The 22,139-nt window shown below is 65.0% G+C and carries 21 protein-coding genes; 16 read left to right on the top strand and 5 right to left on the bottom strand.

Going from position 1 to position 22,139, the window contains the following annotated elements; all coding sequences use genetic code 11:
- Positions 1-141: 141 nt before the first annotated feature.
- Together VM94_RS08075 and VM94_RS08070 are read left to right on the top strand one after the other, a co-directional pair.
- Complete coding sequence (locus VM94_RS08075; protein ID WP_046682971.1) at positions 142-2,565, top strand: DNA internalization-related competence protein ComEC/Rec2; 2,424 nt, start codon at positions 142-144, stop codon at positions 2,563-2,565.
- 81 nt (positions 2,566-2,646) lie between these two features.
- Positions 2,647-3,156: a hypothetical protein gene (locus VM94_RS08070; protein ID WP_046682970.1), complete on the top strand. Its 510-nt coding sequence runs from the start codon at positions 2,647-2,649 to the stop codon at positions 3,154-3,156.
- Positions 3,157-3,177: 21 nt separating this feature from the next.
- Here the strand turns inward: VM94_RS08070 and VM94_RS08065 are convergent, their stop codons facing one another.
- Positions 3,178-4,101 (bottom strand): LysR family transcriptional regulator, encoded by a 924-nt coding sequence (locus VM94_RS08065; protein WP_046682969.1) that lies wholly within the window; start codon positions 4,099-4,101, stop codon positions 3,178-3,180.
- 151 nt (positions 4,102-4,252) lie between these two features.
- On the opposite strand from VM94_RS08065, the gene VM94_RS08060 reads away from it, so the two are divergent.
- The 5 genes from VM94_RS08060 to VM94_RS08040 all read left to right on the top strand — a co-directional run bounded on the left by VM94_RS08060 (position 4,253) and on the right by VM94_RS08040 (position 7,744).
- Entirely contained in the window at positions 4,253-5,014 is a 762-nt protein-coding gene (locus VM94_RS08060) for a sulfite exporter TauE/SafE family protein (protein ID WP_034756294.1), read from the top strand.
- An 18-nt stretch (positions 5,015-5,032) separates the two neighbouring features.
- Positions 5,033-5,728: an HAD family hydrolase gene (locus tag VM94_RS08055; protein ID WP_046682968.1), complete on the top strand. Its 696-nt coding sequence runs from the start codon at positions 5,033-5,035 to the stop codon at positions 5,726-5,728.
- Between the two features lie 58 nt (positions 5,729-5,786).
- Positions 5,787-6,587 (top strand): alpha/beta fold hydrolase, encoded by an 801-nt coding sequence (locus tag VM94_RS08050; protein WP_046682967.1) that lies wholly within the window; start codon positions 5,787-5,789, stop codon positions 6,585-6,587.
- Positions 6,588-6,720: 133 nt separating this feature from the next.
- Positions 6,721-7,290: a dCTP deaminase gene (dcd, locus tag VM94_RS08045; RefSeq protein WP_034755486.1), complete on the top strand. Its 570-nt coding sequence runs from the start codon at positions 6,721-6,723 to the stop codon at positions 7,288-7,290.
- 112 nt (positions 7,291-7,402) lie between these two features.
- Positions 7,403-7,744: a FlxA-like family protein gene (locus VM94_RS08040; protein WP_046682966.1), complete on the top strand. Its 342-nt coding sequence runs from the start codon at positions 7,403-7,405 to the stop codon at positions 7,742-7,744.
- 41 nt (positions 7,745-7,785) lie between these two features.
- Here the strand turns inward: VM94_RS08040 and VM94_RS08035 are convergent, their stop codons facing one another.
- On the bottom strand, positions 7,786-9,258 hold the full coding sequence (locus tag VM94_RS08035; RefSeq protein ID WP_046682965.1) for a sensor histidine kinase: 1,473 nt from the start codon (positions 9,256-9,258) through the stop codon (positions 7,786-7,788).
- 2 nt (positions 9,259-9,260) lie between these two features.
- The gene (locus VM94_RS08030; protein ID WP_034755491.1) at positions 9,261-9,950 is read right to left on the bottom strand and encodes a response regulator transcription factor; all 690 of its coding nucleotides are present in this window, start codon (positions 9,948-9,950) and stop codon (positions 9,261-9,263) included.
- A gap of 192 nt (positions 9,951-10,142) precedes the next feature.
- Here VM94_RS08030 and VM94_RS08025 point away from each other — a divergent pair, with 192 nt between their 5' ends.
- From VM94_RS08025 to VM94_RS08020, 3 genes are read left to right on the top strand one after another with little or no spacing between them, the layout of a single operon-like run.
- Positions 10,143-10,607 (top strand): Spy/CpxP family protein refolding chaperone, encoded by a 465-nt coding sequence (locus VM94_RS08025; protein ID WP_046682964.1) that lies wholly within the window; start codon positions 10,143-10,145, stop codon positions 10,605-10,607.
- Between the two features lie 27 nt (positions 10,608-10,634).
- Positions 10,635-10,805, top strand: coding sequence for a hypothetical protein (locus VM94_RS28490; protein ID WP_160309284.1), 171 nt, complete (start codon positions 10,635-10,637; stop codon positions 10,803-10,805).
- The gene (locus tag VM94_RS08020; protein WP_046682963.1) at positions 10,763-11,611 is read left to right on the top strand and encodes a dioxygenase family protein; all 849 of its coding nucleotides are present in this window, start codon (positions 10,763-10,765) and stop codon (positions 11,609-11,611) included. Before VM94_RS28490 ends, VM94_RS08020 begins: the two co-directional genes overlap by 43 nt.
- On the opposite strand, the gene VM94_RS08015 is transcribed toward VM94_RS08020, so the two are convergent.
- Together VM94_RS08015 and VM94_RS08010 are read right to left on the bottom strand one after the other, a co-directional pair.
- Positions 11,608-13,038: a DUF1501 domain-containing protein gene (locus VM94_RS08015; RefSeq protein WP_046682962.1), complete on the bottom strand. Its 1,431-nt coding sequence runs from the start codon at positions 13,036-13,038 to the stop codon at positions 11,608-11,610. The genes VM94_RS08020 and VM94_RS08015 overlap by 4 nt on opposite strands.
- A 10-nt stretch (positions 13,039-13,048) precedes the next feature.
- Positions 13,049-14,854, bottom strand: coding sequence for a DUF1800 domain-containing protein (locus VM94_RS08010; RefSeq protein ID WP_046682961.1), 1,806 nt, complete (start codon positions 14,852-14,854; stop codon positions 13,049-13,051).
- Between the two features lie 417 nt (positions 14,855-15,271).
- Between VM94_RS08010 and VM94_RS08005 the strand changes: the two genes are divergently transcribed.
- The 6 genes from VM94_RS08005 to VM94_RS07980 all read left to right on the top strand — a co-directional run bounded on the left by VM94_RS08005 (position 15,272) and on the right by VM94_RS07980 (position 22,136).
- Entirely contained in the window at positions 15,272-15,838 is a 567-nt protein-coding gene (locus tag VM94_RS08005) for a hypothetical protein (protein ID WP_046682960.1), read from the top strand.
- 74 nt (positions 15,839-15,912) lie between these two features.
- Positions 15,913-16,647 carry a hypothetical protein gene (locus tag VM94_RS08000; RefSeq protein WP_046682959.1) on the top strand — a complete coding sequence of 245 codons (735 nt, stop codon included), beginning with the start codon at positions 15,913-15,915 and terminating at the stop codon, positions 16,645-16,647.
- Positions 16,648-16,651: 4 nt separating this feature from the next.
- A complete protein-coding gene (locus tag VM94_RS07995; RefSeq protein WP_046682958.1) occupies positions 16,652-18,007 on the top strand; it encodes a hypothetical protein in 1,356 nt (451 codons plus the stop codon).
- Positions 18,008-18,017: 10 nt separating this feature from the next.
- Complete coding sequence (locus VM94_RS07990; RefSeq protein WP_052755620.1) at positions 18,018-20,180, top strand: hypothetical protein; 2,163 nt, start codon at positions 18,018-18,020, stop codon at positions 20,178-20,180.
- A 20-nt stretch (positions 20,181-20,200) separates the two neighbouring features.
- Positions 20,201-21,229, top strand: a complete 1,029-nt coding sequence (locus VM94_RS07985) for an aminotransferase class I/II-fold pyridoxal phosphate-dependent enzyme (RefSeq protein ID WP_046682957.1) — start codon at positions 20,201-20,203, stop codon at positions 21,227-21,229.
- On the top strand, positions 21,213-22,136 hold the full coding sequence (locus VM94_RS07980) for a GIY-YIG nuclease family protein (RefSeq protein WP_138829117.1): 924 nt from the start codon (positions 21,213-21,215) through the stop codon (positions 22,134-22,136). Before VM94_RS07985 ends, VM94_RS07980 begins: the two co-directional genes overlap by 17 nt.
- Positions 22,137-22,139: the final 3 nt, after the last annotated feature.

Below are 22,139 nucleotides of genomic sequence, written 5' to 3'. Positions count from 1 at the left end.
CTGCGGTGGTGTCGGATGGCGTGCCTGAGCTTACTTATTCACGCTACCATTGCGCCAGATCAGACGGCAAAGAGTCGAAAACGATCACAGTAGCTGAGCCCTTTTCGCAGCGAGCTGATTCTGCCTTGATTCCGCCTTCCCATGCGCATCCTGATACTCGGCTTTGCCGCTGGCGCCGCCTGGTTGCAGACGCAGGCAAGCTTGCCGCCGCACGCGGGCGTGCTGCTGTGGGTGATCGTTTGCACAGGTTTGACGGCTAGTCTGCTGCTGCGCCGCCACGCGCGATGGTGCTGCGTTGTTGCGCTCGCCGCTGGCGTTGGCCTCGGTTTTTACTGGGCTGCCTGGCTGGCCCAGGCTGCCATGGCGCCGCAGCTGGCGCTGGCTGATGAAGGGCAGGACATTGTTGTCACGGGCACCATCGCCAGCCTGCCGTACCGCTTCGAGCAGGGCGTGCGCTTTAACTTTGCCGTGGAAAAGGCGGTTGGCGCGAAGGTGCCGCCCTTGATTGCTTTGTCCTGGTACGCGGGTTTTCGCGATGCGGTGACGAACGCCGTGGGCGACGTGCAGCCGGGCGAGCGCTGGCGGCTGACGGTGCGCCTGCAGCGTCCGCACGGCAATGCGAACCCCATGGGTTTTGACTATGAGGCGTGGCTGCTGGAGCAGGGCGTGCGCGCCACGGGTTATGTACGGCCGCAGCCGCGCGCCGATACGCCCAATGCGCGCCTGGTCGCCTTCGTGCCCGGCTTCAGCAACGTGGTGGAGGCCAGCCGCGCGACCTTGCGCGCACGCATCGCCCGCAGCCTGGAAGGCAAGCAGTACGCGGGCGTGATCGTGGCGCTGGTGGTGGGCGACCAGCGCGCCATTCCCCAGTCGGACTGGCAAGTGTTCAACCGCACGGGTGTGAGCCATTTAATTTCGATTTCCGGCTTGCACATCACCATGATCGCGGGACTGTTCGCCTTGGGCGCGGGCGCGTTATGGCGCCGTTCGTTTTTCACGGATTGGCAGCTGCCCCTGCGGCTGCCGGCGCAAAAGGTGGCGGCGCTGGCCGGTGCGCTGGCGGCCTTTTTTTATGTGCTGCTGGCCGGCTTCGGCGTGCCCGCGCAACGCACCTTGTATATGTTGCTGGTGGTGGCGCTGGCCCTGTGGCTGGGACGCATCACCAGCATCGTTCACGTGCTGTGCCTGGCGCTGGGTGTCGTCGTGCTGCTCGATCCGTGGGCCGTGCTGTGGCCCGGCTTCTGGCTGTCGTTCGGCGCCGTCGCCACCATGCTGTACGCGACGGCGGGCCGTACCACGACGCCCATGCCGCCGCAGGCTGGCCGCTGGCGCCGCCTGCGCGCGGCCGTGGCGCTGGGCGCGCACACGCAATATGTGGTGACGATGGGGCTGGTGCCGCTGACGATGCTGCTGTTTTCGCAAGTGTCGCTGGTCAGCCCCGTGGCCAACGCGCTGGCCATTCCCGTCATCAGCCTGGTCGTCACGCCCTTGTCCTTGGCGGGTAGCCTGCTGCCTGCGCCTTTGTCCGACGGGGTACTGTTGCTGGCGCACGCCATCGTGCAGATGCTGGCGCAGGTGCTCGAATGGCTGGGCGCGCGCCGCTTTGCCGTGTGGACGGCGCCCGCGCCCCCAATGTGGAGTTTTTGCTGGGCATTGTTTGGCACGGCCTGGCTCTTGGCGCCACGCGGATGGCCCCATAGGTGGGCGGGCATGCTGGGCTGGCTGCCGCTGCTGACGGCTTTGCCGTCCAGCCCGCCGCCGGGCCAGCTGTGGGTGACGGCCTTCGACGTGGGGCAAGGCATGGCCGTGCTGGTGGAAACCCACGACCACCGTCTGCTGTACGACACGGGTCCCGCCTACAGCCTCGATTCCGATGGCGCCAGCCGGGTCATCGTGCCTTACCTGCGCGCACGCGGCATCGCCAAGCTCGACGGCGTGATCATTTCCCACAGCGACCTCGATCACGCGGGCGGCGCCCTGTCCTTGCTGGAGAACGTGCAAGTAGGCTGGCTGGCCTCGTCGCTGTTCGACGGCCATCCGGCCGTCGAGTTCCAGCGGGAATCGCACCGACCCTATCTGCACTGCATGGCGGGCCAGAGCTGGACCTGGGACGGCGTGCACTTCGCCATGCTGCACCCATTGCCAGCCAGCCACGCGGACATTGCACTGAAGCCGAACGCCCGCAGCTGTACCGTGAAAATCACGGCAGGCAAGCACTCGATCTTGCTGGCCGGCGACATCGAAGCGGCGCAGGAGGCGCAATTGCTGGCCCGTTCTGCGGAGGGCGAACTGGCGGCCGACGTGCTGCTGTCACCCCATCATGGCAGCGGCACGTCATCGACACCGGCGTTCTTGCACGCCGTCCATCCGACCCTGGCGATTTTCCAGGTGGGACACAGGAATCGCTACAAACATCCGAAGCCGCAAGTGTATGCGCGCTATGGCGATATGGGGATTGCCCGGCTGCGCACGGATGTGGAAGGGGCGGTGGTGCTGGAGTTTGGCGAAGATATTGATGTGACGCGATATCGGGCCAGCCGGCCGCGCTACTGGCATGGGCGCTAGCGGACGCTGCTGCATTAATGGTATATATCTGCCATGGGTTGGCGGCCCCGGTGCTGCCTGGAATATTCTGAAAGGGTGGAGATGGGCTGGTTTAGTTGGAAGAAAAAGGTGACCGTGCCGGTGATCAACTTCGAGTCACGGATCCGCTCCCAAAGCAAGCAGTCGAAGACGCTGTCATATGATTTGCAAGGACGGCCAGCTGACGCCGTTCGCCTGCAGCACCCTTATCTGTATCATGTGACGGACGAGTCAACCGCCGAGGCCATAGTGAAGCAGCGACAGCTGCAAGGCGTTTTTGGCCACGTGACGCTGTCGCAGGGACTGCAGGGCGCGCTTTTGCAGGCGGAAAGAAAAGGCTGCGTGCTGGTTTTTCGCTTTCAGGGATCCGCCATCGTCGGGCCGGCGCCGCTGGTGAAAGCGAAGGAGGTGGCTTACCACCATGTGGGTTCCGACGGCTATGTGGAAACCTTTATCGCGCATGGAACGGAAGCGTTGCTGGAGCTCATCGCGATATCGTTTCGCGGCAGCGCGCCTATCTATGACGTGGCGTGGGTCCTGGATACGCCTGTTTCCGTCCGCATCAAGCCGTAACGTCCGTTCATCGGCGCAGTGTCAGCTGTGCCGCTCGTCCGGTATCTCCAGCCCCCGCTGCCGCACATACTCCAGAAACAGCCGCGCCCCCTTGGCCATCCTCGACGTGCCATACACGGCATGGATGCTGGGATCGAGCTCCTTCGACGACGTCAGCCGGTAGGCCGTGCAGACCCGGCGCAGGGTGCCGGCGGCCACGGCAGGTTCGGCCAGCCAGCTGGCCAGGCGCACGATGCCCGCTCCTTCCAGGGCGGCCTGAAAAGTGGCGATGCCGGAAGTGAAGCGGAAGCGCGGCTGCACCTGGTAGCGCACGTTGCGCTCGGTGGAAACGAAATGCCAGTCGCGCAGGATGCGGGGGGCCGAGTGCATGATGATGTCGTGGCCGGCCAGCTCTTCCGGCTCTTCGGGCGCGCCCATGCGTTCTATATAGTCGGGCGAGGCGTACATGTAGCGGCGGTAGTTCCACAGGGGATAGCCGATCAGCTCGCTCGACTGGGGGAAGGCGCCGCGGATGGCGAAGTCCAGCTTTTCCTGGATGGGGTCGATCGATTTGTCCGAGAAATGGATGTCCACCGACACGTTCGGATAGTCGCGCGAAAATTGCGCCACCACTTTTGGCAAGAATCCCAGGGACAGGATTTCCGGCGCCGAGAGGCGCACCCAGCCTTGCGGCGAGTTGCTCAGTTCCGCCAGTTGGTCTTCCGCCTCGGCCTGCGTTTCCAGCAAGTGCTTGGCCGATGCGTAATACGTTTCGCCGGCCGTCGTCAGGGTGAACTGTTTTTGCGTGCGCAGGATCAGCTCGGCGCCGATGGCTTCCTCGAGGAACTGGATGGCGCGCGTGACGGCCGATGGCGAGCGTCCCAGCATGCGCGCCGCGTGGATGAAGCTGCGCTTTTCCACCACGGTGCAGAAGGCGCGGATCTCCCACATCAGTTTCATCGACATCGCGTCACTCCCGGCAAAAGAGGCCAGTAGATCGCATGGGGCGCATTCCGTCAAGCGTTACGCCTGATTGCGTTTTCCGCAATTTGAAGTTGCATCGGAAAAAATCCACGACGCCTATACTGCCGCTGTCGCCCATTCCATATTGCCTACCATGCTGACCATCTCGCTGCTGTGTTTATTTGCCTTCTTTGCCGGCCTGATCGATGCCGCCGTGGGCGGGGGCGGGCTGATACAGCTGCCGGCCTTGTTCAACCTGATGCCGAACATGGCTTCGACGTCCTTGCTGGGCACGAATAAGCTGGCGTCCGCCTGCGGCACCACGTTTGCGGCCCGCTCCTTCGTCGGCAAGGTACATATCCCGTGGCTGCTGGTGCTGCCGGCCGTGGCCAGCGCCTTCGTCATGTCCTTCATCGGCGCGGCCGCCGTGTCCTACGTGCCGCAGCAGGTGGTACGTCCCATGGTGCTGGTGCTGATCATCATCATGGCCATCTACACCTTCATCAAGAAGGATTTCGGCACGACCCGCGAAGCGCGTCCCATCGGTCCGCGCGAACGTATCCTTGCCATCGTCATCGGCGGCGCCATCGGTTTTTATGACGGCCTGTTCGGGCCGGGTACGGGCAGCTTTTTGATTTTCCTGTTCATCCGCGTCTTCGGCTTCGATTTCATCCTTGCCTCGGCCTGCTCGAAACTGGTGAATATCGCCACCAACGTGGCCGCGCTGGCCTTCTTCATTCCCGCCGGCCACGTGGTGTATGCCGTCGCTGCACCGATGGCCGTGTGCAATATCCTGGGCGCCTTGACGGGTACATGGATCGCCGTGCGCCGCGGCGCCGCCTTCGTGCGCATCCTCTTCCTCGTGTTGCTGGTGCTGCTGATCGTGAAGTTGTCCTACGACATCTTCTTCAAGTAAGTTTTTGACCGACAAGCCATGAAAACCATCCAGGGCGTGCTGTGGGACAACGATGGCGTGCTGGTCGATACCGAACAGCTGTTTTACGAAAGCAACCGCGACTTGCTCTTGCCCTACGGCATAGACCTGACGCCGAAGCAATTCTTTGACTGGTTCCTAGATAATAACTACGGCGCCTGGCATGTGTTGCTGGGGCTGGGCCACGAGATCGAGCTGGTCGAGCGCCTGCGGGCCGAGCGCACGGTGCTGTTTGCCGAACGCTTGCGCCAGGCGCGCCAGCTGGCCATGCCCGGCGTCAAGCAAGTGCTGGCGGCGCTGCGTCCGCACGTGGCGATGGGCGTGGTCACCAGTGCCTACGAACAGCATTTCCGGATCAGCCATGCGGCCACAGGCATGCTCGGCCACTTCGACTTCGTGCTGACGCGTGAAATGTATGGCGAAAGCAAGCCGGCGCCGGACGGCTACCAGCTGGGCTTGCGGCGCCTGGGCCTGGCCGCCGCCGACTGCGTGGCCGTGGAAGATTCGCCGCGCGGCTTGCGCGCCGCCAATGCGGCCGGGCTGGAATGCATCGTCGTGCGCAATCACATGAACCGTCATCACGCGTTTGACGGCGCTTTTTGCGTGGTGGATTCGATGGCCGAGCTGGGCGAAGTGCTGGCCTCGTTCGTGCCAGGCATGGAGCCAGTGCGCCCGCAATTAGAGGTCTTCCTCTGATTCGTCTTGTCGGCATGCCATTACAATTGCCTATCGCATTTACCGGCACCGCCCTACGATGACCCTCCCGCAACTGCACTTTGCCCACGCCAACAGTTATCCTGCCGGCACCTACCGCAAGCTGTTCGGCTTGCTGGGCCAGCATTACACCGTGCAGGCGCTCGACATGCATGCGCACGACCCGGAATACCCCGTCAGCACGGGCTGGCCCGAGTTGGTGCGCGAGTATATCGACGAGCTTGAACGTCGCTACAGCGCGCCCGTGATCCTCGTCGGCCATTCGCTCGGCGGCATGCTCAGCGTGATGGTGGCCAAGCAGCGGCCCGACCTCGTGCGCTGCGTCGTCTTGCTCGATTCGCCCGTAGTGGCGGGCTGGCGCGCCTTGCTGGTGCGGCTGGCGCGCAACACGGCGCTGGGCGAGCGTTTCTCGCCGTCGCGTTTTTCCGCCCGGCGGCGCAAGCTGTGGCCGGACGCGCAAGCCGCGTATGAGCATTTTGCCGCCAAGGAGATGTTCGCCATCTGGGCGCCGCAAGTGTTGCGCGACTACATCGACAGCGGCCTGGCCCCGCATCCGGAAGGGGTGCAGCTGCGTTTTACGCGGGAAGTGGAAACGGACGTCTACCGCAGCTTGCCGCACCATATTGGCGCTCTCGTCAAGGACGGTTTTCCAGTGCCCATCGGCTTTATCGGCGGCACGGAATCGGTGGAATGCCGCCAGGCGGGCTTGAAGGCCACGCGCAAGCTGGTCGGCAAGTTTTTCCGCCAAGTGCCGGGCGGCCATCTGTTTCCCATGGAAAACCCGGAACTGACGGCGCAAGTGGTGCGCGAGATGATCACGGCATTGCTGGCGAAGCAATAGAATATCGCCAAGGATTTTCAGGCGATGGGGGCCAACAGCGGGGGATTTTCGCGTAAAATCCTGCCATCCGGGCCGCGCCTGCAGCAGGCGCGCGGTCCCAGCCATTCCGATATTCTAGAAAGATACCCCTGCGATGACGATTAAAAGCGATAAATGGATACGCCGCATGGCGGAAACAACGGGCATGATCGAGCCGTTCGAACCAGGCCAGGTCAAGGAACGCGACGGCAACCGCATCGTGTCCTACGGCACGTCCAGCTATGGCTATGACATCCGCTGCGCCGACGAGTTCAAGTTGTTCACCAACATCAACACCACCATCGTCGATCCCAAGGATTTTGACGCAAATAACTTCGTCGACGTATCGGGCAAGGGCTATTGCATCATTCCGCCGAACTCGTTCGCGCTGGCCCGTACCGTGGAATACTTCCGCATTCCCCGCAACGTGCTGACGATTTGCCTGGGCAAGAGCACCTATGCGCGCTGCGGCATCATCGTCAATGTCACCCCGTTCGAACCGGAATGGGAAGGCTATGTGACCCTGGAGTTTTCCAACACGACACCGTTGCCGGCGAAAATCTACGCCAATGAAGGCGTGGCGCAAGTGCTGTTCTTCGAGTCCGATGAAGTGTGCGAAACGTCGTACAAGGACCGTGGAGGCAAATACCAGGGCCAGGTCGGCGTGACATTGCCGAAGACCTGATCGCGGTGAAGGGCGGGGGCGTCAGTCGTCTTTACCTGCCTTTACACCTGCCGCACTAGTTCCGCTCCCATGCCTGCCGTTAACCTTGGTATTGAAACACTGAGGAGGCAGTATGGTAGCGGCAATCGGTTCAGGCGGCGCAGTCGGCGCAGCCGGTAGCGCCAGTGCGGGCAGCGGTTCGCAGATCACGGCGCTGCAAAAGCAGATCACGGCGGCGCAAAAGCAATTGACGGAGTCGCAGAAGGGCGAGCAGACGGAGGCGTCGCAAAAGCTGCAGCAGCAGCTTGCGCAGCAAATCCAGGCCTTGCAGGCGCAAATTGCTCAGTTGCAAGCGGCGGCCGCGCAGAAGGCGGCGCAACAAGACTATCAGACGGCCGGCAGCGCCGACACGGCGGCCAGCCCGGCCAAGTCGAGCGCGTCGACCCTGGGCAGCATCATCGATACGCAGGCGTAACAACACATCCACACATAAAAAACGCCAGGCTCGCCGACAGCTCAGCCTGGCGTTTTGACGGGCAACAGCATTTCCACGCACAAGCCGCCACCGCTGCGCAAGCTGGCACTGATGCGGCCGCCATGGGCGCTGATGACGTGCTGGGCGATGGCCAGGCCCAGGCCGTGGCCATCCGTGCCGTGCTGGGTATTGCTGGCGCGGAAGAACGGTTCAAAGATGCGGGCCAGGTCGGCGCTGGCTACGCCAGGTCCCCGGTCCAGCACGGCGATGCGCAGCCAGTCGGTCTGGCGCGACAGCTCCACTTCCACCGTGCTTCCATCGGGGCTGTGCTTGATGGCATTGCGCACCACGTTTTCCACTGCGCGCGCCAGCAGTTCCGGTTGGCCCGTGACGCAGGCGTCGGCAGTAGCCGCGTCTCCCGCCAGCGCGATGTCCAGCTGGCGCGCCCTGGCTTCATAACGGGCGTCATCCACGATGTCGTGCACGAGGTCGGCGATGCCCAGGTCTTCGCTGTGCGCCTGCCCGGCGCCAGCCTCCAGCCGCGACAGAGTCAGCAGCTCGCCGATCAGTTTATCCATGCGCTCGCTTTCGCGTTCGATGCGCTGCATCGAGGCGGCCATCTTTTCCGGCTGCTGGTGCGCCAGGCCGATGGCGGCCTGCAAGCGCGCCAGCGGCGAGCGCAGCTCGTGCGAGACGTCATGCAGCAAGCGCGTCTGGCTATCCATGAGGTTGCGCAAGCGGCCCGTCATGCGGTCGAAATCGCGGCCCAGGTCCGTCAATTCATCGCCGCGCTTGCCGCTGGCGTGAAAGCGCGGCGCCAGGTTGCCGTGCGAGGCGGCTTCGAATGCTTGCCGCAAGTCTCGGATGGGGCGCGCAAAATACCAGGCCAGCAAAAAGGCGAACAACAGGCTGGCGGCGATGGCGGCGGCCAGGGGAATGAAGTTGCGATAGGGCGTGTCCATGCGCGGCGGCATGCCGCGGCCGAATTCGCCGCGTGGCGGCGGGGCGCCCGCTTCGTGGGGTCGTGGAGCGGGTCCCATGGCACGCGGGCCGCTCATGGCGACGGCGTTCAGCGTGTCGCGCGCGGCGCCCGCCTCGGCATTGCGGAAGCGTTCGGACGAGGGCAGGAACAGCAAGTAGCGTTTGCCGTCGCCGCCGGCCGCTTCGCGCACGACGGGATGGGCCTGGCTTTGCTCCAGCATGGCGCGCGCCTTGGCCAGCATGGTGGGATGCACGGCGCGGCCCATCAATTCTTGTCCCTTGGCATCGACGGCAAACACGCGCATGCGTTCGAGCTTGCCGAGGAATTGCCGCAAGGCCTGGCTGCCACCCGCTTCCAGGGTGGCGCTGGCGGCTTCGATGATCATTTGCGCGGGCGGACTGGTGTCGATGTCGAGGGCCCGTTCCTGCTGCGCAGCCCGGTTTTTCAGCCAGAAGGTGCCGCCGATGCCGATGGTGGCCGTCACTTGCGCCAGCATGATGCAAAGAAAAAACTTCCAGAACAGACGGCCCACGCTTACTCCTTGATCAGCTGGTAGCCGAGGCGGTACACGGTCTGCAGGCAGGAGCGGCCGTCGGCCAGGCTGCCGAGCTTGCGGCGCAGGCTGCTCAAGTGCACGTCGATATTGCGGTCGAAGCGGGCCATGGGGCGCCCCAGGCCCAGTTCTGACAATTGATTCTTGCTCACGGGCTTGCCCGCATGGCGTACCAGCACTTCCAGCAGGTTGAATTCCGTGCTCGTCAGTTCCAGGTGCGCGCCGGCCCAGGAAACGCGGCGCTGTTCGGGCCACATCGTCAGTTGCCCGACGGTCAGCGGCGCCAGGCCCGACGCATCGTGTGGCGCCGCTTGCGCGCGGCGCAGGATGGCGCGGATGCGCGCCGTCAGCTCGCGCGGCGTGCACGGTTTCGTCACGTAATCGTCGGCGCCCAATTCCAGCCCCACGATGCGGTCCGTATCGTCGCCGCGCGCCGTTAGCATCAAGATGGGCAGGTTGCTGCCGGCGCGGATGCGGCGCAGGGTTTCCAGGCCATTCATGCGTGGCATCATGACATCGAGGATGGCGATGGCGTACAGGCCCGTCAGCGCTTCGGCCGCGCCGCTTTCGCCGTCGTGCACGGCGCGGGCGTCGAAACCTTCCTGCGTCAGGTATTCCTGGAACATGCCGACCAGTTCCACGTCGTCATCGATTAACAAAACCTTGCTCATGCCTGTGCTTTTTTCGGGTGAATATCGCCCGATGATAGCAGTCAACAGGGACGGTTCACGGCGGTTTTACCCGCTTTTACACACGTCCGCTTACATTTCCGGCCCTTCCTTTACACGCTTTTACGCGCCCCTAACGTTGCTTTACACGCCAGACGCCGACAATCAGGGCTGACCGCCACGAAAGGAAAACCAATGAAATACCTGAGTATCGTCGTATCCCTGTTGCTGTTGTCGGCCTGCAGCATGCCGCTGCTGGCGCTGGCCCAGCAAGGACCGCCGCCCGGCGTCAGCCATGGTCCTGGCGGACCCGGCGCGCCTGGCTTGCCGCCGTTTATGCGCGGCATCGAGTTGAGCGAAGCCCAGCAGGACAAGATTTTCGCCGCCACCTACGCCCAGGCGCCCGAGTTGCGGGAACAGGAAAAGATCGCCTTCAAGGCGCATGAGCAGTTGCGCGAACTGGCTGCGTCCAGCGCCTACGACGATGTGAAAGCCAGTGCGCTGGCCAACATGGCGGGCCAAGCCATGGCGAAGATCAGCTTGCAGCAAGCGCGCCTCGAGCAGCAATTGCTGGCCGTGCTGACGCCGGAACAGCGCCAGCAGGCGCAGCAGCGGCGCGACAGCCGCCAGGGCCCGCGTCAGCTTCAGCGCGCCGAGTAAGCAGGCGCGAGCACAGGGAGAGCCAGCATGCGCATCCATGCCTTGCGTCCGGGCAGCAGCATCCAGGCGCTCTCGCGCCATGCGGCACAGGCGCTGTACCTGTGCGCCAGCCTGAACCCCGCCTTGGCGGGCTTGCCCCACTTGATGGAATATATATGGAATTACATGATCACGGTCTGGCATCCGACCTCGAAATGATGCGGCGACAGGCGGCCGAGCGGCGGCAAGTGCTGCGCTGGCTGCTGGCCGGCGCCGCCACTTTGCCTTTGATCAGCTGCGGTGGCGGGTCGGACGCCAGTGGCACGGTGGCCAGCAGCGGCGCCAGCACGGGCACGCTGGCTACACCTGGCACGGGCGCCTGCACGGTGATAGCCGAGGAAACGGGCGGGCCGTATCCGGCCGATGGCACGAACACGAACGGCGGCAGCATCATCAACGTGCTGAACCAGTCGGGCGTCGTGCGCAGCGATATCCGCGCCAGTTTCAATGGCGCCACTAGTGTGGCGGCGGGCGTGCCATTGACCATCAAGTTGCAGCTGCTCAACGCCAGCGGCGGCTGCGCCGGCCTGGCCGGCTACGCCGTATATGTATGGCATTGTGATCGCGACGGCTTGTATTCGCTGTATTCGAGCGGCGTGACGGCGCAAAATTACCTGCGCGGCGTGCAGGAAACGGACAGCGCCGGCAACGTCAGCTTTACGACCATCTTTCCCGGCTGCTACGCCGGGCGCATGCCGCACGTGCACTTTGAGGTCTATCCCAGCCCGGCCAAGGCGGCCTCTGCCTCGAACCGCATCAAGACCTCGCAGTTCACCTTCCCGCTGGCAACCTTGAACGAAGCCTATGCGGCCAGCGGCTACACGGCCAGCGTGCGCAACCTGGCGCAGATCAGCTATGCCAGCGACAATGTTTTCAGCGACGGCGCCAGTTTGCAGATGGCCACGGTGACGGGCAATGCCACCGATGGCTATGTCGCTACCCTCGTGATCGCCGTGAATGGTTAAGCCGCCGTCATGAAACCCAGGTCGCGCCGGCTGAAGTTGCCGATGTTCGGGAACACTTCGGCCAGCTGGCTGTCGGCCACGCCGAACCACTTGGCCAGGGTGGCGCCGTACTGGTCGACGGAGGTGGTCGGCAGCAGGGCGCCGGAACCGACGTCCAGCTCATGGCCGACGCCCGTGACGGGGAAGGCACCGTAGATGTCGCGGCCCTTCACGGCGCCGCCCACGACAAAGTGGTGGGCGCCCCAGCCGTGATCCGTGCCGTCGCCGTTGCTGCTGAAGGTGCGGCCGAAGTCCGACGCCGTAAACGTCGTCACCTGGCGCCGCAGGTCCGCGCCCTGCAGGGCTGCCAGGGTTGTGTCGAAGTACGCAAGCGCATGGGCCAGGCGGGCCATCAGGTCGGCATGCAGCACTTTTTGCCGGTCATGCGTGTCGAAACTGCCCAAGGTCACATAAAACACTTGCCGTTTCGCCCCCAGGGCGCCGCGCCCGCCGATGATGCGCGCCACCGTCTGCAATTGCACGGCCAACGGATTGACGCCGGACACGCCCGTGTTCGGATTGACATAGGGTGGCGGATTGGGCACGCCGCCCGCGCCGGCCGCCAGCATGGCGCCGCTGAGCACGCTCTGGCTGGAAATGGCGCGCTGCACGACGGCCACGTGTTCCTGTTCGATCAGGTCGCTGCCCGCATCATTGATGATGGCTTGCAGCGCGCCCGCGCCGCCATACAGGCTGCCGCTCAGGCCCCGGATGGGCACGGCGCCTGCCTGGCCTACCTGGAACTGGCGCACCTGGCGCCCGCTGAGGAATACGGTGTTGCCCGCCGCGGAAATGGCCGTGAACATGGCATTCGTATTGAACGAACCGGCCACGTCGGCCACCCGGCCGCCCCAGCCCACGCTGGCCCCTTCCGGCGAACCCGATTGCCACGTCGACTGCTGGTCGTTGTGCGAGAACAGCTTGGGCGGCAAGGCCACGCTGCCGGCCTTGTACTGCGCCAGGGTGGCGGGCTGGATCAGGGTGCCCACATTGGCCACGATGGCGGCGCGGCCATTGTCGAACAGGTCTTTCAGGGGCGCCAGCTGGGGATGCAGGGCGAAGGCGCGGCCCGTTTGCGCGGTGGCGGGTACGATGGGCAATACGCCGCCCGCCTCGCCCACGCCGGGCAAGTGGATGGAATCGGCGCCGCCGGTGTTGCGCAGGCGCGCGTATTCATTCCATGACGGGGGATCGGTGGCCAGCACCGTGTTAAAGGCGTCGTTGCCGCCTGCCATGAACAGGCAGACCATGGCCTTGTAGTCGTCGGCCGACTGCGCGGCGGCGTTGCCCATGGCGGCCAGGTTCATGGCGAAGGGGGCGGCCGTGGTACCGGCCAGGCTCAGCATGGAACCGAGGAAGCGGCGACGGGAAAAGGGGATGTTTTGCATGGGATCGCTCTTACTTTTGTACCAGGTAGGCCGGCGAGGCCATGGTCAGGAAAATGGCCAGCTTGACGCGGTTGGCCTGGGCCGTGGCGACTTGGGCGGCATTGCTCGCCGTGGCTGCGGGGATGCTGACGCCGTTGACGGCGGTCAGGATTTGCCCGCGCAGTCTGGCGGGCATGCTGCCATGCATCAGGAGCAGGTTGATGCGGTCGAGCAGGGCGCCCGTGTCGGTAGCCAGCGCCAGTTCGCGCGTGTAGTCCGGTTTGATTTCGCGGGCTTCGCCGACGCCCCTGTCGAGCACGTCCTGCATGTAATTCAGGTAGCCGGTGACAGACGGTTCCGATGTGATCTGCAACTCCGGCGCCACCAGGCCCGCGTTGGCCAGCGCGGAATTGGGCGGTATATAGGAAGGACGGAAGAAACTGAATACGGACGCGGAATTCATGGGCGCCTGGCCCAGCCCGGTCAAGGGATCATCGAGATAATAGATGCGGTAGCGGGCGCTGGGCGCTTTGGCGTCGAAGGCGCGGATCCAGCCGGCGAGGCGCAGTATCGGTTCGCGCAGCTTGCCGGTGCGCAAACTCGTCCCGGCAGCCGCCAGCGCTTCCTGGTCAAGCAGCACGGCGCGGACGATGGCCTGCATGTCGCCGCGCACGCCATTGCCGTTGTTGGCAAAGGCGGCGGCTACCCGTCCCACATAAGCGGGGCTGGGGTTGCTGCTAACCAGGCGCTGGATCAGCTGGCGCGCAAAGAACGGTCCCGCGTTCGGGTGGTTGAACAGGGTATCGAGCGCCAGCTTCAAGTCCGCCTCACCGCTGGTGACACCGGAGATACTTTGTCCCAGGAAACGCTTCTCTCCGCTGGAATGAAATGCAGGGTAGTTCTGCATCGGTTTCCAGTCGCGGTCGGGATCGGCCACGTTGCCGACAAAGCGGTTGTTACTCAGATCGGGACCGGCCCAGCTCCAGCCGGTAAATACGCGGGCAAGCCCGATTACGTCATCGCGCGTGTAGGTAGCGATGGGTTTGCCTGCAGCCAGTTTCAGGCTGCCATCTGCATTGAGTTGGTACAGGCCGATGGTAAACAACTGCATCACCTCGCGCGCGAAATTTTCGTCCGGTGTGCGGGTCGCCGTTTCTTTCTGATTGCGCATGTGCGACAGGTACAAGCCCATCATCGGATGCAGGGCCACGTCATTGAGCAGGTTGCGGAAGTTGCCGAAAGCGTGCTGGCCCAGCATGTCGTAATAGGCCGCCACGCCACGCACCCTTGGCTGGATGGCATCGTTTTGCATGGAAATGACGAAGATTTCCGACAAGGCAAAGGCGATGCGTTGCCGCAACTGATCCTCGCCGTGCATGCCTTGCTGCCAGAACGATTCCTCAAAGCCTCGCGACGTCAGCTTTTCACCTCCGGCCGCTTCGGCCGCCAGCAGTTTGTCGATATACGCGCGATGCAAGGTTTGCGGCCTGGAAAACTGGTACTTGAACCACGCATCGCTGTCGCTGGCGGCCAGCGCATCGATGGCTGCCATGTTGGGGCCGAACGTGGCGCGGCCCAGGAAACGCGACGCTTCCTGGCGCGTGAAGGTGGCCGCGGCCTGGCTGGCCGGGGGCGTGGTCAGGGGCGGCGGTGGAATGGTGTCGCCCGGCGTGCTGCCGGGGGCCGTGGAATCGCCGGGCGCGGTGGTCGCTGGCGGCACCACCGATACTTCCTGTTTCTGGGTGGAATCGCTCTTGCTGTCGCCGCCACCACCGCAGGCTGAAAGCAGGCTGAACAATGTGATGGCCAGCAAACGGCGCAAAGTTGGGTCAGTCATTTAGTTTCTCTCGGGCAATCAAATTTTAGCCCGTTCATTGTAGGCCTTCGCTACCAAAATCCTGTTTTCAATTAACTATTTATGTGTTGGCCACGTTTTTATTTGCCGGACGTTGGCGTGGTATTGGTGCGGTTTTCGGCGCGGTAGCGCGAACTTTGTTCTTTGAAAATAAAAAATATTTTTTGCCGATAACGAACGGTGTGGCGGATAGGCGACGTAATCATTCCTGCCAATTAAGCTTGTTTGAAAGCTCATCGTGGCAACGAAATTCGCTTCGCCGGAAACCATGGTTTTTACGCTATCGGCGAAACGCCGTTCGCCGCTACCCACTCCTTTCCATTGCCTTTGCTGGCACGGCCCTTGCGATAACAGGGCATGGGCCGCGTGCCTTCCCCTGTCGTTTTGCCGGAGCCTGCCATGACCAGCCGTCTGCTTGCCTATCGTCCCGAAATGGAATTGCCTGAAGCGTCGGGCATGCTGCCTTTGCAGCAGGAAGATGAACTGGCACTGGCGGCGCAATTGCTGGAATTGCAAGCGCCGGCCCAGTTCGATGCTTTCCTGGCGCGCCAGCTGGGCGCCACGGTGGCGGGCCAGCAGTTGCGCGGCACGCCGCTGGAAAGGCCGCTGCGCCAGCTGCTGGGCAAGGTGGTGGCGCCGCTGCTGCCCTTGCATGGCAGTTCGCCGCAGGCGCTCAAGCGGCGCGCCGCCGGCATCTTCGGCATGGAACTGGAAGGGTTGAGCCCGGAAGACAAGGAATTCGAACTGGCGCGCCAGGTCGTGCATCTGATCGATGCCGTCAATACGGCGCTGGCGCAGGACGGCGGCACGGGTGCGCGCGCGCCCAGGGCGCGGGTGGAAACGGCCCTGCTGCAAGTGGCACGCAGCGTGGCGCCGGGCTTGCTCAGGCAGGCGGCGCAAACGCAGGGGCAGGACGGTGGCCGCTGGCGCCGCGAGGGCGGGCACATCGTCGTGCTCGATTGTTAGCCGGATGGCCATTTGTCCGGCGCTGTAGTGTCAACTGAGGTGTCAACCAAGGTGCTAACTTTTAGGAGCTCATCATGCATGACATAGATCGTACGACCCTGGAATATGGGCAGGAGATGTCCGGCTTTGAAGCGGAGCAGTTCGAGTTTGGCCAGGGCGAGTGGAGCGGCGAGGGTGGCGCGAACGCCATGTTTTCCGAGACCGAGGAAATGGAGCTGGCGAATGAACTGCTGTCGGTCAGCAATGAAGCCGAACTGGAACAGTTTCTCGGCAATTTCCTGCGCAAGGCTGCCTCGGTGGCGGGCGGCATCATCAAGTCGCCCGTGGGACAAGCCATCGGTGGCGTGCTCAAGGGCGTAGCGAAAAAAGCCATTCCCCTGGCCGGCGGCGCCATCGGCGGCTATTTCGGCGGCCCGCTGGGCGCCAAGATCGGCAGCGGCCTGGCCTCGGCCGCCGGCAACGCGCTGGGGCTGGAAGCGGAGGCGTCGTCGAACGAAGACCGCGAATTCGAGGGCGCCAAGCAGTTCGTGCGCCTGGCCGCCGACACCGTCAACCGCGCCGCGCAGGCACGCGGTTCGGGCGATCCGCGCGCCATCGCCCAGGCGGCCGCCAGCGCGGCGGCGCGCCAGTTCGCGCCCGGCTTGCTGGGACGCCCCGGCAGCCAGGTCGCCACGCAGAACGGCAGCGGCGCCGGTGCGGGCGGCGGCATGACGCAGGGTGGCGGACGCGGCCAGGGGCAGGGCGGCATGCGCCCGGCCAGCGGACGCTGGGCACGCCAGGGCCACAAAATCGTCCTGTACGGCGTCTGACATCATGGCCATCGGCGCTTACGCAGCCTGGATGCTGGCGCAGGAGGCGCGCTCGCTGCTGACGCGGCTGGCGCGGCTGGAACCGTTCGCGCTGATCGAGCCGACGGTGCTGGCGGCCGCCCTGATGCCCAGCGCCCAGTCGGCCATCGAAAGCCAGCTGGTGCAGGGCCGGCGCGAACTGCGGCGCATGGTGGCCCAGTTCCAGTGGTGGCTGCGGCGCGAGCACGCCGACGGCGCCAGCATGGCCACGGCCGCCGAGGCGCAGCGCCGCTTCACTTTCCTGCGCCTGAAATTCAATGCCGCGCTGACCCAGTTCGACCTGTTCAACGAAGTCATCACGCAGCGCAGCGAGCACAAGACGGGCGTGTGGCTGGCCGGCCTCGACATCGTTGCCGCCGACGCGCTGGCGCTGCCCGGCAATGTCTATCAGGCGCCGCCCGTGATCTGCTACCTGGACCGGGGCCCGGGCGCGGCCATCCGCCGCGCACGCACGCGCCTGCCGGGCGGCGGCGACAATCCCGTCGCCATCATCCGTCTGCCGCGCGAACGCATGATCGGCAGCAGCATCGCCTCGTCGCTGGTGCACGAGGTGGGGCACCAGGGCGCGGCGCTGCTGGACCTGGTGGCGTCCTTGCGGCCCGTGCTGCAAGCCATGCAGCACGGCGGCAGCGGCGCCGTGCACGTGTGGCAGCTGTGGGAGCGGTGGATTTCCGAGATCGTGGCCGATTTCTGGTCGCTGGCGCGGGTCGGCGTGGCCGCCACGCTGGGCCTGATCGGCGTGGTCAGCCTGCCGCGCGTGTTTGTCTTCCGCCTCAATGTCGACGATCCCCACCCGGTGCCATGGCTGCGGGTGCGCCTGAGCTGCGCCATGGGGCGGGCCCTGTATCCGCATCCCCAATGGGACCGCCTGGAGCAGCTGTGGCTGTCGTACTACCCGCTGACCGGCCTGCCGCCGGCCCGGCAGCGGCTGCTGGAACAGTTGCAGGCCAGCATGGCGGCGCTCGTGGGCTTGCTGGTGCAGCACCGGCCGCCGGCCTTGCGCGGCGGCTCGCTGGTCGAAGCCATGGCCGTGCACACACGCCAGCCGGCCATGCTGGCGCAGCTGTTGCGCAGCTGGACCCTGGCGCCGGCGCAGATGTACCAGGCCGCGCCGACCCTGGTCTTCGCCGTGCTGGGCCAGGCGCGCGCCAGCGGCACCTTGAGCCCGGAAGACGAAAGCGAGCTGCTGGGGCGTTTGCTGACCCACTGGGCCCTGCGCAGCACGCTGGACACGTCGGAGCTGTGCGCCGATGTCGTGCGGCATGGCCGCCAGTCCGGCAGGCCGCTGCCGCCCCTGGCATCCCGTTTGATTATCCATTGAGGAGAATGACATGAGCAGCAAGATGAGCAGCAATATGGGTGGGAAGAACAGAGGGGCGGGCCAGGCGGGTCCGAAACACCACGGCGGCAGCATCGCTGTCACCGTGCACGAGCAGGACAGCGGGGCCATGGTCGTCAATGCCGCCATCAGCCTGTACCGGGGAGCAGAGGCGGACTGCCACAATTTCAATGTCGCCACCTGGGTGCCCGACCCCGCCATGCTGGTGGGCGTGCGCTGGACGGATGGGCGTGGCGGCACCGTGTTTACCGACCTGGCGACGGGCAGCTACGTGGGGGTGTATGGCAATTTCCCCGCCACGTCGCCCCAGTGCGTGACGGTGCAGGCCGGCTGCAGCGCCGTGCTGTGCTTCACGCCCCAGCTCAACCCGCAGGTGACGCTGGCATTTGAAACGGCCGACTGCCATCCCAGCGACTGCAATTTCGGCAGGGTGGGCGACCGCGCCGTGGCCACCATTTCGTTTGACGGCGATCAAAGCGCCGACGGGCGCGACCAGGTGCAGGTGCTGGCCGCCGCGCCGTGGGTGCCCATGCGCGGCGCGGCCAATGCTTTTTCCACGCCCGTGCGGCGCGCCGGCATGCACCGCTTTATGGGGCAGATGATGCTGTCGCAGCGGCCCGAACTGCGCAGCGCCTTGCCCGTGCCGGAAGGGCTGAGCCCGAACGCCATGCTGGCGCTGGATGCGGAATACGAGACGGAAGAGCGCCAGCCGCAACCGATCTCGGGCAATGTAGGCGTGTCGCTGACGCGCACGGAAACGGAGCCGACGGAAGACTTGCCGCTGTGGACCCTGATACGCAACAGCACCGAGGCGATGTCGTTTACGAATTACCTGCATTTCATGGACAGCCTGTTTTGCGGCGACCTGGCCAGCGTGCGCGGCTTCGAGCAGGAGCGCTTCGTCAAAAAGGCGGAGGTGTTCCAGCAGCTCAAGCAGCGCCGCGCTTTGCCGTTCTCGGATTCCGACTCCTACCGCGTGCTGAAAGTGGCGACGGAAGCGTTCGTGATGGTCAATTGCGGCGTGCTGAACCAGCCGCTGGCCTTCAATCCATCCGAGGACAACGCCTACCTGGACCGGCGCGACATCCCCCAGGGACGCGACCTGGAAACCGTGCTGCGCAATGACTACCTGGAAAACATCGACGGCTTCCAGACCTTGCCCTATCTGGCCGTGATCCGCCGCAAGCTGCCCGACATTCCCATCAGCATCCCGCGCGGCCAGGAAGGCGAAGTCGACCTGTGCTTTGGCATCATCCAGGAAAAGCTGGCCAACCCCTGCCTGCTGGAACTGATCTGGTCGTACTGGCATGAGGAGGGCATGCTCGTACAAACCATGAACGCCATCGCGCAGCGCTTCCAGAACCTGCGCGCGCCGGGCAACCATCTCGATCCCCTGTCGAACACGGAAATCGACATGCTGCGTCCGCTGAATAATCTACTCTGGGGATACACGCAGGATGAACAGCATCGGCTGACCGTGATGCGCCGGAACTATGAGTATGACCATCACTACGGTGTGCGCCTGGACGGCAAGGCAGTGCAGCACTTCCGGCCAGCCGATAGCCGCTCCAAATTCCTGGAAGCGTTCCACCACTTGCTGCGCCTGCTGACCTCGTTCTACAAGCAGGATGACGACACCACCGTGAAGGCGGACGCCTTCCCTGTGCTGAATGCCTTGAAAGAGATCCACCTGATCCTGTCGCAGGGTGCGCACAACCAGTTCGGCGACTTGCCGTCGACGGCGCGCATCGAGATGCTGATGCAGCAGTGGATGCTGGCGCGACCCGAATTCCGTGAATTTTTACCCACGCGCGTGATGGTCGCGTATCCGGAACCGTGGATGGACAGGGTTGACGCCATGAAGAAACTGCAGGGCTGGACGGATACGAGCGTGATGCACTTCCGTAACCTGGCCATCTTTGGCGAACAATTGCTGCTGTCTGTGCGCTACGGCAACTGGAGCGATATTTACGAGCCGACCCAGGCCTTCAACTGGGCGCGCTTCTGGCGGCCGCAAGTGCAGGGCTATATCCATGGCTACCGCGCCGCCACCGGCGTCGATCTGTCCGTCGACAGCAGCGACCCGGTGGTCGAAGCGACGATGCCCTCGGTATTGCTGCGCCAGCGCCTGAGCCAGCAGCTGCGCAGCGTCTAGGGCGGGAGGGAGACGCGTGCATGCTCGATTTTACCAGCGCCCTGTACCTGGGCATGCGCCATCCGGCGGACTCGCTGGCGCCGTGGAACAGCTTGACCCTGGGCCAGCCGGCGGCGCTGCAGGAGCCGCCCGGCGCGCGGGCCCTGGCCGCGGACCTGGCTGCTTTGCAACGTTGCGAGGCGGCCTGCTTGCTGCCGTCGACCCTGCACCTGTTCTGGGACCTGTTCGGCATGCTGGCTGCCGAGCGCCTGGTGATCCTCGTCGATGGCGGCAGCTACGCCATCGCGCGCTGGGGCGCCGAGCGGGCGCAGGCGCTGGGCGTGCCGCTACGATTGTTTCCCAGCGGCGAGATGGCGGCGCTGCGGCAGTTGGTGGCGGCCTGGGGCAGGCAAGGGCGGCGGCCATTGATCCTGGCCGATGGCTATGTGCCGGGCAGCGAACAGGCCTTGCCGCTGGCCGGCTACGCGGCCCTGGCGCACCAGGGCGGCGGTTATCTGCTGCTGGACGACACCCAGGTGCTGGGCGTGACGGGTACACAGGGCGGCGGCTCGGCGCGGCTGCCTGGCTTGCATGGGGAATCGCTGATCGTCGGCGCCTCGCTGGCCAAGGGATTCGGCGTGCCGCTGGCCGTGCTGGCCGGCAGCCGCAAGCTGCTGCGGCGCTTCGCGGCGCACAGCCAGACGCGCGTGCATGCCAGTCCTCCCTCAGCCGCCGTGCTGGCGGCGGCGCGGCGGGCGCTGGCGCTCAATGCGCGCCATGGCGACGCCTTGCGGTCCAGGCTGGCGGACAGGGTGGCGCAATGGCGGACGGGAATGGCGGCGGCCGGCATCGCTTGCCAGGGCGGCAGCTTTCCCGTGCAGCGCCTGCCAGGACGCGCCCATTTGCAGCCAGCCTTGCGCGCCGCGGGCGTGCTGGCGCTGGCGCAAGCGGGGGACGGTCCCGGCGCGCTGACGTTTCTGCTGCGGGCCGACCAGACGCCCCGGCAACTGGAACAGGCGATGAACTTGCTTGAACATCATACGAGGAGGCGATATGAACGAAGCGTTTGAAATGCTGCCCTTTGCGGGGCAGGCGGGAGCGGCCGGCGAGCAGGAGTGGCTGGGGGAATGGTCGCAGGAGTGGTCGCAAGAAGGGACGCAAGAGGGGGAGGACGAGGGAGAGTGGGAAGGTGAATGGGAGAGCGAATGGGAAGGCGAGCGTGCGCGCCCTGGAGGTGGACGCGGCGCCATGCGCGGTGGCGGCCTGCGTGCGAGGCCGCCGCTGCGGGGCCCGCGCCGTCCCGCGCCGCCACGCTACCAGGGCCAGGGCCAGGGGCGCCGGCCACCCCGATACCCGCCGCCGCCCTTGCCGTATCCGCCGCGCTACCGGGGCTGGGGCGGCTATGGTGCCATCTACCCCACCATTTATCCGGCGCCGTATCCCGTGTTCGGCGGCCAGCAGGAGCCGGCGCCATATCAGGACACGGATCAGGACCAGGGGCAGGATCAACGACAGGATCAAGGACAGGATCAAGGGCTGGGGCAAGATCCGGACCAGGATGGCGGCCAGATGCAGGGCGAAGTGCCGCCCATCCTGGCGTCCACCCTGGGCCGCGTACCAGGCGCGGCCGCCTTGCGCTACCAGGCGGTGGGCGCGATTCCGCAGGCCGTCAACGATGCGAACGCCACGGGGCCGGGCCTGTATGTGATCGAGTTCAACACCAAGGATGGCCGGCGCGCCTACAGCGGCCAGACCGATGATTTGCGGCGGCGCCTGAAACAGCACCACCTGTGCGGCAAGATGATGGGCATGGACATGAGCGGGCATGACGTCTATGTGGCGCCGCTCTCCTCGGCCGCACAGCGGCGCAGCCTGGAAAAGGGTATCCACAGCGACATGTTTACCCACCGGCGCGGCGTGCTGACGAACCAGCGGCGCGAACTGGAAATGGCCGTGCTGGGCGAAATGTGGGGCTGACGC

It is taken from the genome of Janthinobacterium sp. KBS0711, assembly GCF_000988085.1.
Taxonomy (GTDB): Bacteria; Pseudomonadota; Gammaproteobacteria; order Burkholderiales; family Burkholderiaceae_D; genus Janthinobacterium; species Janthinobacterium lividum_E.
This window is presented reverse-complemented; position numbering and strand designations above follow the sequence as displayed.